Source organism: Amycolatopsis sp. NPDC051045, assembly GCF_040682955.1.
Taxonomy (GTDB): Bacteria; Actinomycetota; Actinomycetes; order Mycobacteriales; family Pseudonocardiaceae; genus Amycolatopsis.
Map to the genome: position 1 here is coordinate 256,019 of NZ_JBFBCC010000010.1, position 11,623 is coordinate 267,641.

Here is an 11,623-nt window from a genome sequence, read left to right on the forward strand (position 1 = left end):
ACCGACAAATTTACGTACGAACCGAACGTGTACAGCACCTTGACAGCGGAGCGATTTGTGTCAAGGTAAAAGTGTGACCAGTTTCACCGAGCGAACCAAGGCGTCCCTGCGCGAGACGCTGCTCGACGCCGCCGCCGACCTGCTGCCGGACCGCGGCCACGCGGGCTTGCGGATGGCCGACGTCGCGGCCAGGGCCGGGGTGAGCAGGCAGACGGTCTACAACGAGTTCGGGAACAAGGCGGCGCTGACCCAAGCGGTGGCGCTGCGCACCGCGTCGGAGTTCCTCGACGGGATCCGGCAGCGGTTCGAAACGGCGGACGGGCTCCTGGCGGGCATCCACCACGCCGTCGTCTACACGATCGAGCACGCACGGGAGAACCGCCTGGTCGCGGCGGCGCTCGGCACCGAAGCCGGCGAAGACCTGCTGCCGCTGCTCACGACCAGGGGCGAGCCGATCCTCACCGCGGCCGCGGAGCTCGCCGCCGAGCAGTACCGCGAGTTCGAACCCGGGCTGTCCGCCGAAGCCGCGGCCCTGCTCGCCGAGACCGCCGTGCGCCTTTCCCTGTCGCACCTGGTGCTCTCCACGCATTCGGCGACCGAAGCGGCCGACGCCGTCACCGCGGTGCTGGCCCCCGCCATCCGGCAATTCGTCCACTGAATCGACTATCGGAGTGACACGATGACCGACACGCTCTCCGAACTGCGGACCGGCTTCTCCTCGCTGCGCAAGGGCGGCCTGAACTGGGACTCGTTCCCGCTGCGGCTGTTCGTCAAGGGAAACAAGAAGTTCTGGAACCCGGCGGACATCGACTTCAGCCGCGAACGCGAAGGCTGGGACACGCTCAACCCCGAGCAGCAGCGAAGCACGACGTACCTGGTCGCGCAGTTCATCGCCGGCGAAGAAGCCGTCACCGAGGACATCCAGCCGTTCATGCGGGCGATGTCGGCGACCGGCCGCTTCGGCGACGAGATGTACCTGACGCAGTTCTGCTTCGAGGAAGCCAAGCACACGGAAGTGTTCCGGCGCTGGATGGACGCCGTCGGCCTGACCGAAGACCTCCACCCGTACGTCGCGGAGAACCCGCACTACCGCAAGCTGTTCTACGAGGAGCTGCCGCAGTCGCTGCGCGCGCTGGAGGACGATCCCAGCCCGCTCAACCAGATCCGCGCGAGCGTCACGTACAACCACGTCATCGAGGGCAGCCTCGCGCTCACCGGCTACTACTCGTGGCAGCTGATCTGCACCCAGTACGACATCCTGCCGGGCATGCAGGAGCTGATCCGCCGCATCGGCGACGACGAGCGCCGCCACATGGCGTGGGGCACGTTCACGTGCCGGCGGCACGTCGCGGCGGACGACTCCCTGTGGGACGCGGTGCAGCAGCGGATGGGCGAGCTGCTGCCGCACGCGCTCAACATGATCCAGTGGGTGCAGGACCAGTTCGAGGAACTGCCGTTCGACAACGATCCGCAGGAAATCATCCAGTACGCGGCGGACCGCGCCCAGCGCCGCCTGGGCGCGATCGAGTCGGCCCGCGGGATGCCGGTGGAGCAGATCGACGTCGACTACTCGCCGGAGCAGCTGGAGGACACCTTCGGCGAGGAGGACGCGAAGGCGATCGCGGAGGCCGCCGCGGCGGTGTCCTGACGCGCGCCCTGAGGGCACCTTCATGGTGAAGGTGCCCTCGCGCGCTTTTCAGCCGCTCACCAATCCCAGCCGAGGATGATCATCGCTCGCCTCCCTTCGCAGAATCGCGAAGGGAACACGCCCGGCCGCGCCGATCGGTTTAGGCGTGCTTCGCCGACGCCGCCTGTTCCAGCCCCAGCAAGCTGATCGACTTCTCGCGCATCTCGACCTTGCGGACCTTGCCGGTCACGGTCATCGGGAACTCCTCGACGACGTGGACGTACCGCGGGATCTTGTAGTGCGCCAGCTTGCCGCCGCAGAACTCGCGGACCTTCTCCGCCGTCAGCGGTTCCGCACCTTCGCGCATCCGCACCCAGGCCATCAGCTCTTCGCCGTACTTCTCGTCGGGGACGCCGATGACCTGCGCGTCGAGGATGTCGGGGTGGGTGTAGAGGAACTCCTCGATTTCGCGCGGGTACAGGTTTTCGCCGCCGCGGATGACCATGTCCTTGATGCGGCCGGTGATGTTGACGTAGCCGTCGCCGTCCATGACCGCCAGGTCGCCGGTGTGCATCCAGCGGGCCGCGTCGATCGCCTCGGCCGTCTTGTCGGGCTGTTCCCAGTACCCGAGCATCACCGAGTACCCGCGCGTGCACAGCTCGCCCGGCTCGCCGCGCGGAACCGTGAGGCCGGTTTCGGGATCGACGACCTTGACCTCGAGGTGCGGCCCGACCCGCCCGACCGTCGACACGCGGCGCTCGATCGAGTCGTCGGACCGGGTCTGCGTCGACACCGGGGACGTCTCGGTCATGCCGTAGCAAATGGAGACCTCGGCCATCCCCATCCGGTCGATGACCTGCTTCATCACCTCGACCGGGCACGGCGAGCCGGCCATGATGCCGGTGCGCAGCGACGACAGGTCGAAGCTCGCGAAGTCGGGGTGGTTCAGCTCGGCGATGAACATCGTCGGCACGCCGTAGAGCGACGTGCACCGCTCGGCCGCGACCGCTTCGAGCGTCGCACGCGGGTCGAACGCCGGGGCCGGAATCACCATGCAGGCGCCGTGGCTGGTGCAGGCCAGGTTGCCCATCACCATGCCGAAGCAGTGGTAGAAGGGCACGGGGATGCACACCTTGTCGGTTTCGGTGTAGTTGCACAGCTCGCCGACGAAGTAGCCGTTGTTGAGGATGTTGTGGTGGCTGAGGGTGGCGCCCTTGGGGAAGCCCGTGGTCCCGGACGTGTACTGGATGTTGATCGGGTCGTCGGCCGACAGCGCGGCTTGCTTCTCGGCCAGCACCGCGGGATCGCCGCGGCGTCCGGCCTCCACCAGCGCCTGCCAGCCCTCGCCGCCCAGGACCACGACGTGTTCCAGCGCGGTGCACTTCTCGCGCACCTCGTCGGCCATCGCGGGGTAGTCGGACGTCTTGAACGCGTCCGAGGCGACCAGCAGCTTCACGCCGGACTGGTTGAGCACGTACGCCAGCTCGTGCGCCCGGTAGGCGGGGTTGATGTTGACCAGGATGGCGCCGATCTTCGCCGTGGCGTACTGCAGGAACGTCCACTCCGCCCGGTTCGGCGACCAGATTCCCACCCGGTCACCCTTGCCGATGCCCCGCGCGACCAACCCCAGCGCCAGCGCGGTCACCTCGGCGGCCAGCTCCCGGTAGGTCCACCGCCGCCCGACGGCCCGGTCCACCAGGGCGTCCCGCTCCCCGAACGCGGCCACCGTCCGGTCGAAGTTGTCCCCGATGGTGTCCCCGAGCAGGGGGACCTCCGAAATCCCCGAGGCGTAACTCGGCAGGGCGGGCGCGTCAGGCATGGTGACTCCTCGGACGTCTTCGTCGGGCACCCCGAGTCTAGGAACCGGAACCCGGGCCGGCCAAGCTCAGGACCTGCGGCGCGGGGTGCCGGTTCCGCTACGCTCGGGGACGTGCCGGAGGAATTCTCGCTGGGCTTGACGGAGGTGGCCGCCGCGGTCCGGCGCACCGGCCTCCCGGCGCACTGGCACCCGTTCGAAATCCGCAGCCCCGGCCACACCCTGGAAGAGCACGACCGCATCATGGCGGCGGCCTGGGACGCGATGCGGGCGCGGGGCCTGGCGGGCCCGGAGAAGCTGGACATCGAGGTGGAGCAGACGCTCCGGGCGTGGACGCAGCCGGAGGTGCTGATCATCGTCCGCGCAGCAGAGATCGCGGACGGCCGCCAGGTGTTCTACCGAGCCACCATCGGCCACGGGCTGGGCGTGTTTTCGGAACAGGCGGGCGAGGAGCTCCTGTTCGCGCAGACGCGGCCGGACCGGCTGGTCGACCTGGTGGTCGGCATGCTCCCGAGCTACCAGCCCGTGCCGCTGGCGGAGCTGACGTTCGTCTCCCCCGGCTCCCGGCAGGACACGGCAGCGGCGGCCGAGTTCTCGTCGTGGCCGCTGCACCGCTACGGAACATTCGAGCTGTCGACCCGGCAGGGCCAAGGTGCGCTTCACCCGATCGGCGCAGCCACGTTCGTCGACAACGACGGCGGACGGTTCCTGATGTTCAACGAGCCGCTTCCCGGCGGTGAGACGCGGGTGCGGTTCACCCCATCGGATGGTTCTCACCTGCGGAGCTGGCTTCACGAGCGTGGCAGGAACCACTGACACCGCCGGTTCGTCACTAGTACAGTGCGAGGGACCACGCAGGGTGGTGCCGAGACGACTGGGAGGGCGTCATGGGCGGTTCGCAGTTCGGCGCGCCGGGGTCGTTCACGCCCCCACCCGCGGCGGGGGACGCCGGGGCGAACTTCCTTTCGGGACTGCTCGACGGGCCTACCGACTCGGAGGCCGCAAAGCGGGTCAGCGAGGGTGGCCACCACCTGAAGTCGCTTGCCGAGAGTGGCCAGTTCGCGGTGAACGAAGAGGGTTTCCAGGCGTACATGAAGGCATGCGACTTCTTCCTCGACGGCTACAACCGGATGATCGTCGATGTTCGTGAACTGGCAGCCCAGGCCAAGATGGGCGGCAGCGAATACGCCAAGGCCATCGCCGCTTTCAATGTGAAGGTTGCCGATGGGGATGAGCAATCGTTGATCCCCAACTTGATCCGGATGCGTGACGGGGTCCAGCAAGCGCGTGAAGCGATGGTGATCGCACGCAAGAACTACCGCGAAACAGAGGATGCCCACAGCATGACTTTCAGTCAGCTCAGCAAGGGACTGCAGGAGCAGTGATCGCACGCGCCGTGGTCACGTCAGCCGCGTTGGCATTCGCCTTGACCGCCTGCACGAGTCAGGTCGGCGGTCAGGCGGCGCCCAGTTCGCAGGCGACCGGATCGACCGCTCCCAGTACGGGCAGCGCAACCGCCGACCCGGACAACCCGTTCTCGGGCGTGAGTTCTTGCTCAATCCTCGACCAGGCGCTCGCCGGCCAGGGCTACCCCAAGGCGGAGCCATTGGTCGCAAATCCGAAGCAGGGATGCCGCACCACCAAGTCCGCGTCCGGCAACACGCCTGGCGTGGACGTAGGGCTCTCTTTGAACCCTGGACGGGGATACAAAGAAAACGTCGGCAACCCCACCCAGGCGAGTGAAGGAAATGTCAACGGGCGTCCTGCGGTCATGGAACGCGAACCGGAGAACTCCCCCGGGCAGTGCGACGTTTGGCTGGAAGTGAAACCCAACTCTCGCGCCTTTGTCCTACTGGCTTCGGGCTCGGACACCGCGAGGGCCTGCCAGCTGGTCGAAGACGTCGCCGCGAAGGTCGAGCCACTACTGCCGAAGAATTGAGACGGAGTCCAGCCATGAGTCAGCCGCACCGGGCGGGGCACCGCCAGTCCGAGGGTGACTACTACGCGGAAACCGCACAGAAACTCCAGGACCATGGGGGCGAAGGTCAGCGGTTGACCGAAAAAGCCGCGTCGGACTACTCGGTCGCGCAGGCAAAACTCCTGCAGGAAGGCCAGAGCCTGCGAGGCGACTCGCCGGCTCCTGGCGAGAACTACGCGCACAGCGCGCACGAAGTGCTCTACGACATGGTCCACAAGGACCTCGACATCGAGGGCATCAACGACCGGAGCCGCGTGGCCAACACCTACGGCAACTGGCTCGCCGACGCCTCAAACCAGTTCCGCGACGCCGCGACCGCCGCCGGTGGCTCCTGGCAGGGCCCCGCAGCCGAGCAGGCGAACACCTTCTTCCAGAGCACCGCCGGCCACACCGAGCAGACCGGCAACGCCATGCAGCTGGTCTCCAACCACTACTCGCAGCAGTCCGCGGCGGCCCACTACGCCAAGACCAACATGCCCGAGCCCACCGGCTTCAACCAGCAAGCCGAGATGGACAAAGCGCGCCGACAGTACGAATCCGGCGACCTCATCGGGATGAACACGACCATGACCGACGTCGCCGCCAAGCAGCAGCAGGCCGATTCCGCGCATCAGCAAGCCGTTCAGGTTCTCCAGAACCTCGACGCCACCTACCACGAAACGGCCAGCACCCAGCCCACCTACACCCCGCCGCCTCAGCTGGGGCAAGGGGACTCCACCTCCGTCTCCGGCTTCCACGGCACCAGCAGCACCGGCTTCACCGGCACCCCCACCATCGGCGGGACCGGACCAGGCGGCACCGGACCGGGCGGCACCAGTGGCAGCTACGTCCCCGGCGGCACCACGCCACCGGGAGCCACCCCGCCCGGCACCACGCCGCCGGGCTACGTCCCGCCCGGCACCTCCAGTGGCACCGGCACCTTCAGCGGCAACACCAACTTCCGCGCCGCGCCCGCCGCCGGCGGCTTTGGCCGGATGACGCCCGATGGGCTCGCCATGCCCGGGACTCCCGGCGGTGGCGGCACCTCCGGTGGCGGGGACGTCACCCGCAAGCCCGGCATCGGGTCCGGGCGGGCCGGGAGCGGGTTCGCCGGGTCGCGGGTTTCCGGCAGCGCCGGCAGCACGCCCAAGGAGACGCCCGGCGAAGGCGGCAAGAGCGGAGGCAAATCCGGCGAGCGGCTCGAACGCGGGGCCACCGCCGCCGCGGCCGCCAAGGGCAAGGCCGGTGGCGCCGCCGCAGGGGCCGCCGGGGCCGGGGCGGGCAAGAAGAAGGAAGACGACAAAGAGCACAAGAACAAGTACGCCGTCGACGAAGATGTCTTCGATCTCAAGCCGGAACGGGGTCCGGACGGCGAAAAGATCGTGCGGCCGACCATCGGGGAGACGTCCTAGGGGACATCCCGGGGATCTCCCCCGGATCAAGATCCACCGCCCGGGTCGCAGCTACATTGGTGGCATGCGCTTCTTCATCGTCGACGCCTTCACCGACCGGGCCTTCACCGGGAACTCCGCCGGGGTCGCCCTGCTGGACGAGCCCGCCGATGCCGCCTGGATGCAGGCCGTCGCCGCCGAGATGAAGCACGCCGAGACCGCCTTCGTCGTCACCTCGCCGGCCGGTCCCAAGTCGCTCCGGTGGTTCACCCCCGCCGTCGAGGTGGCGCTCTGCGGGCACGCCACCCTCGCGACCACCCACGTCCTCGGCGGCGAACAGACCTACACCACCAAAAGCGGCGAACTGCGCGCCAAGGCCGCCGACGGCTGGGTCGAACTGGACTTCCCCTCCGACCCGCCGCAGCCCACCGACGACGACCTGTCCGGGATCCTCCCCGGCGTCGACATCGAATACACCGGACGCGGCGTGGAGAACCTCGTCGCCGTCCTGCCCGACGCCAAATCCGTGCGCACCCTCGAACCGAACCTCGAGAAGCTCAAGCGGACCTGGACCGGACGGCTGCTCGTCACCGCCAAGGGCGACGACGCCGACTACGTCAGCCGCTTCTTCGCGCCCGGCGTCGGCATCGACGAAGACCCCGTCACCGGCTCGGCGCACTGCATCCTGTCGCCCTACTGGTCCGAGCGGCTCGGCAACAAGAACCTCGTCGGCGAGCAGGCGTCGGCACGCGGCGGAATCGTCCGGACCCGCCAGGACGGCGACCGGATCCACCTCGCCGGCCGGGCCGTCACCGTCCTGAGCGGGGAGCTGCACGTCTGATGCGCACCCTGCTGAACATCATCTGGCTCGTCCTGTGCGGCTTCTGGATGGCCCTGGGCTACCTGTTCGCCGGCGTGATCTGCTGCATCCTGATCGTCACCATCCCGTTCGGGCTGGCGTCGTTCCGGATCGCGCACTACGCGCTCTGGCCGTTCGGCCGCACGGTCGTCGACCGGCGGGACGCGGGCGCCGCGTCGTGCGTCGGCAACGTCGTCTGGTTCGTCGTCGCCGGGTGGTGGCTGGCGATCGGGCACGTCTTCACCGGCATCGCGCTGTGCGTCACGATCGTCGGCATCCCGCTCGGCATCGCGAACTTCAAGATGATCCCGGTGTCGCTGGTCCCGCTCGGCAAGGAGATCGTCGAGATCGCCTGATCACGACTCCGGTTCGTACGGCAGCTCCACGACCAGGCACGGCCCGCCGACGAACAGGCCGCCGTCGACCCCGAGCGCCTTGCCGCCCGCGTACAGGAACGGGCCTTCGATCTGCGTCGGGTGGATCCCCAACTGGTCGGCGATGACGCTGTGCCCGTGCACGATCCGCGACCCGCCGAGGGCGTCCATCAGCTTCTGCGCGTTCTCCTCGCCGTCCGGGCCGCGGAAGGCGTAGCGCGTCGTCATGCGGCGCCAGACGTCCCACCACGCCTCGATGTCGCTGCCCTCGAGGATCTCGCGGGCGGCCTCGTTGATCGCCTCGATCGAGGAACCCCAGTCGAGGTACTCCAGCGTGTCCGAGTGCAGCAGCAGGTGGTCGGCGGCGACTGCGGCCAGCGGGCGCGCGGCCAGCCACTCGATGTGCTCCGGCGTCAGGCGGTCCTGGTCCGACAGCAGGCCGCCGTTGATCTCCCAGCTGCGGGCGAAGCTGCGCGGGCCGAAGTCGGACGGCACCGGCTCGTCGCCGAAGTGGTACATCCCGAGCGCGAGGATCTCGTGGTTGCCCAGCAGCGTCTGCACCCGGCCACCGGCCTCGGCCGCCTGCTCTTCGAGCCGCATGACCAGGTCGATCGCCCCGACGCCGTCCGGGCCCCGGTCGACGAAGTCGCCGAGGAACCACAACTGGTCCTCGCCGCCGGACCAGTTGTCCTCCTCGTCGACCAGGCCTTCGGATCTCAGCGCGTCGGCGAGTTCGTCACGGTGGCCGTGGACGTCGCCGACCACGTACGTCGACTTGCTCATCCGGTGACGATAAGCCCTGCGGCCGCCCGGCCGGTGGTCAGCCTTCGCCGAACGGGTCCAGGGTCCGCCCGATCAGGTCAGCGACCGAGTCGATCACCATCGTGGGCCGGTACGGATAGCGTTCGGCCGACTCCTGGGTGGAGATGCCGGTGAGCACCAGGATGGTCTGCAGGCCGGCCTCGATGCCCGAGTGCACGTCGGTGTCCATCCGGTCGCCGATCATCAGCGTCGACTCCGAGTGCGCGCCGAGCCGGCGCAGCGCCGAGCGCATCATCAGCGGGTTCGGCTTGCCGACGTAGTACGGCGAGCGCCCGGTGGCCTTCTCGATCAGCGCCGCGACGGACCCGGTGGCCGGCATCGAGCCCTCCAGGCTCGGGCCGGTCGCGTCGGGGTTCGTCGCGATGAACTTCGCGCCGCCCTCGATCAGCCGGATCGCGCGGGTGATCGCGCTGAAGCTGTACGTGCGGGTCTCGCCCAGCACGACGTAGTCGGGGTCGCGCTCGGTCAGCACGTAGCCGACCTCGTGCAGCGCCGTCGTGAGGCCCGCTTCGCCGATGACGTACGCCGAGCCGTTCGGCCGCTGCGACGAGAGGAACTTCGCGGTCGCCAGCGCCGAGGTCCAGATCGACTCCTCGGGGATGTCGAGCCCGGTGCGCTCCAGCCGGGCCCGCAGGTCGCGCGGGGTGTAGATCGAGTTGTTCGTCAGCACCAGGAAGTCGATGCCGTTCGCCTTCAACTCGGCGAGGAACTCGTCGGCCCCCGGGACGAGGTGCTCCTCCTTCACCAGGACGCCGTCCATGTCGGAGAGGTACGTCCACCGGCGTTCGCTCATGGTGCGAAACCTATCACGCGCGCGAGACACCTGCGTGATACGCCGAAAAGGGCTACCATTGGAATTGTCGGTAACGCGAGGGGAGTCGCGCGACCGGTCACCGAGGGGGTTCGGGGGAATACTTTTCGACGTCGACGGCGTGCGCGCCGCCGCGCGATTCTTCCTGCCCCCGCACCGAAGGGGGAGAACAATGACCGAAATCATCGAGCGCCCGGCGACGACCGGGCCGATCACCGCGCCGAACTGGGGACTCACCAAGTTCCTGGACCCGCTGCGCATTCCACCGGTACTCCGGCCGCATTCGTGGTGGGGCCAGGACATGATCACGATTCCGATGATCACCAAGCGCAGGCGGCTGCACTCGGAATTGCCCGAAACTACGCTTTGGACGTACGCGGGGCATTTCCCGGGGCCGACGATCGAAGTGCGCAGCGGCAAGCAGCTGCGGATTTCGTGGTCGAACGAAATCGACGGCGAGTTCCCGTTGGTCGCCGTTCAGGGCCCGATCACCGACGTGCCGACGAGCCGTCCCGGCCGCGAACTGGACAGAAAGGACTACTCGATCATCGAGGGCGTCGCCGACCTGCCGTCGTGGACGGTCGTCCACCTCCACGGCGCGCGCACCAACGCCGGCAACGACGGCTGGGCGCACAACGCGGGCCTCGAGGGGACGTCCCAGCTGACCGAGTACCAGAACCGCCAGCCGGCGATGCCGCTCTGGTACCACGACCACGCCATGGCGATCACGCGCTTCAACGTCCACACCGGCCTCGCGGGCATGTACCTGATCCGCGACGACGAGGAGGACGCGCTCGACCTGCCGCACGGCGACCACGAGATCCCGCTGATCATCACCGACCGTAACCTCGACACCGACCCGGCGACCCAGGCGCTCACCGGGCAGCTGCTGTTCAAGGTCCCGTCCCTGCCGAACGGCACCCTGATCCCGTTCACCGGACCGTTCAACCTGGTCAACGGCGTGATCTGGCCGCACCTCGACGTCGACGCGCGGTGGTACCGCTTCCGGCTGCTCAACGCGGCCAACTCGCGGTTCTACACGCTCAACCTGGTCGACGAGAACGACAAGGTGGTCAACGAGGCCGTGCGGCTGATCGGCACCGACGGCGGCCTGCTGCCGGCGCCCACCAAGCTGCCGAAGGACGGCCTGACCGTCGCCCCGGCCGAGCGGTTCGACGTCCTCATCGACTTCAGCCGCTACCCGGGGCAGAAGCTCAGGCTGCGCAACGCCGACCCGCAGCTGGGCATCGTCGAACCCGACCTGATGGAGTTCCGGGTGGACAGCCGGGCCAAGCACGACCCGTTCACGCTGCCGGAGAAGGTTTCGACGTCCTACACGCGGCTGGTGCACGGCTCGACGCTGCCGGAGGACCACGACCACGTCTGGGTCGCGCTGCTGCTCAACGCCGAGGGCCACCCGGAGATGTGGGATCTCCAGCAGGTCGACGCGGACCCGGGCGGCGCCGGGATCATCCAGCTCCAGGACCCGAACGGCGGGCTGAAGACGTTCCGGATGACCGGGCGGCTCTTCGACGACACCACGGGCATCTTCATCGACCACGACCGGTGGGCGGTGTGGAACCTCGTGCACGTGGCGAACGGCGGCCCCGCGCACCCGATCCACATCCACCTGACCGAGTTCCAGGCGCTGTTCCGGCGCACCTTCACCACGACGTTCGACCAGGCCACCGAGCGGACGACGCAGCCGATCGACGGGTTCACCGACGTCCCGCTGGAGGAGTACGAGGAGGGCTGGAAGGACACGATCGTCGTGCACCCCGGCGAGTGGGTGAGCGTCGCCGGGCAGTTCGGCGGGGGCACCGGCGAGTTCATGTACCACTGCCACATCCTCGATCACGAGGACGAAGGCATGATGCGGCCGTTCGTCGTGCACCCGCCGGCGGTGGCGAAGTTCCACGTCCACCCGGGCGGCGGCCACCACCACGACGGCTGAGCCGCTTCGGGG

The 11,623-nt window shown here is 68.5% G+C and carries 12 protein-coding genes; 9 read left to right on the forward strand and 3 right to left on the reverse strand.

Features of this window, described 5'->3' with window-relative positions:
• Window positions 1-73: 73 nt before the first annotated feature.
• Window positions 74-658 carry a TetR family transcriptional regulator gene (locus tag AB0M80_RS24900; protein WP_364569231.1) on the forward strand — a complete coding sequence of 195 codons (585 nt, stop codon included), beginning with the start codon at window positions 74-76 and terminating at the stop codon, window positions 656-658.
• A 21-nt stretch (window positions 659-679) separates the two neighbouring features.
• On the forward strand, window positions 680-1,648 hold the full coding sequence (locus AB0M80_RS24905; protein WP_364569234.1) for a R2-like ligand-binding oxidase: 969 nt from the start codon (window positions 680-682) through the stop codon (window positions 1,646-1,648).
• A gap of 139 nt (window positions 1,649-1,787) precedes the next feature.
• Here the strand turns inward: AB0M80_RS24905 and AB0M80_RS24910 are convergent, their stop codons facing one another.
• Window positions 1,788-3,446: an AMP-binding protein gene (locus AB0M80_RS24910; protein WP_364569237.1), complete on the reverse strand. Its 1,659-nt coding sequence runs from the start codon at window positions 3,444-3,446 to the stop codon at window positions 1,788-1,790.
• Between the two features lie 111 nt (window positions 3,447-3,557).
• Here AB0M80_RS24910 and AB0M80_RS24915 point away from each other — a divergent pair, with 111 nt between their 5' ends.
• From AB0M80_RS24915 to AB0M80_RS24940, 6 genes are all read left to right on the forward strand, one after another.
• Entirely contained in the window at window positions 3,558-4,259 is a 702-nt protein-coding gene (locus AB0M80_RS24915; RefSeq protein ID WP_364569240.1) for an ESX secretion-associated protein EspG, read from the forward strand.
• Between the two features lie 71 nt (window positions 4,260-4,330).
• Window positions 4,331-4,828: a hypothetical protein gene (locus AB0M80_RS24920; RefSeq protein ID WP_364569242.1), complete on the forward strand. Its 498-nt coding sequence runs from the start codon at window positions 4,331-4,333 to the stop codon at window positions 4,826-4,828.
• A complete protein-coding gene (locus tag AB0M80_RS24925) occupies window positions 4,825-5,382 on the forward strand; it encodes a DUF3558 family protein (protein WP_364569245.1) in 558 nt (185 codons plus the stop codon). The genes AB0M80_RS24920 and AB0M80_RS24925 overlap by 4 nt, the downstream gene beginning before the upstream one ends.
• Window positions 5,383-5,396: 14 nt before the next feature.
• Window positions 5,397-6,812: a hypothetical protein gene (locus AB0M80_RS24930; RefSeq protein ID WP_364569248.1), complete on the forward strand. Its 1,416-nt coding sequence runs from the start codon at window positions 5,397-5,399 to the stop codon at window positions 6,810-6,812.
• 64 nt (window positions 6,813-6,876) lie between these two features.
• A complete protein-coding gene (locus AB0M80_RS24935; RefSeq protein ID WP_364569251.1) occupies window positions 6,877-7,632 on the forward strand; it encodes a PhzF family phenazine biosynthesis protein in 756 nt (251 codons plus the stop codon).
• Window positions 7,632-8,006: a YccF domain-containing protein gene (locus tag AB0M80_RS24940; RefSeq protein WP_364569253.1), complete on the forward strand. Its 375-nt coding sequence runs from the start codon at window positions 7,632-7,634 to the stop codon at window positions 8,004-8,006. The genes AB0M80_RS24935 and AB0M80_RS24940 overlap by 1 nt, the downstream gene beginning before the upstream one ends.
• Here AB0M80_RS24940 and AB0M80_RS24945 read toward each other — a convergent pair whose 3' ends face one another.
• Both AB0M80_RS24945 and AB0M80_RS24950 read right to left on the reverse strand, forming a co-directional pair.
• Window positions 8,007-8,807, reverse strand: coding sequence for a metallophosphoesterase (locus AB0M80_RS24945; RefSeq protein WP_364569255.1), 801 nt, complete (start codon window positions 8,805-8,807; stop codon window positions 8,007-8,009).
• Between the two features lie 37 nt (window positions 8,808-8,844).
• Entirely contained in the window at window positions 8,845-9,639 is a 795-nt protein-coding gene (locus AB0M80_RS24950; protein ID WP_364569257.1) for an HAD-IIA family hydrolase, read from the reverse strand.
• A gap of 190 nt (window positions 9,640-9,829) precedes the next feature.
• Here AB0M80_RS24950 and AB0M80_RS24955 point away from each other — a divergent pair, with 190 nt between their 5' ends.
• The gene (locus AB0M80_RS24955) at window positions 9,830-11,611 is read left to right on the forward strand and encodes a multicopper oxidase domain-containing protein (protein WP_364569260.1); all 1,782 of its coding nucleotides are present in this window, start codon (window positions 9,830-9,832) and stop codon (window positions 11,609-11,611) included.
• Window positions 11,612-11,623: the final 12 nt, after the last annotated feature.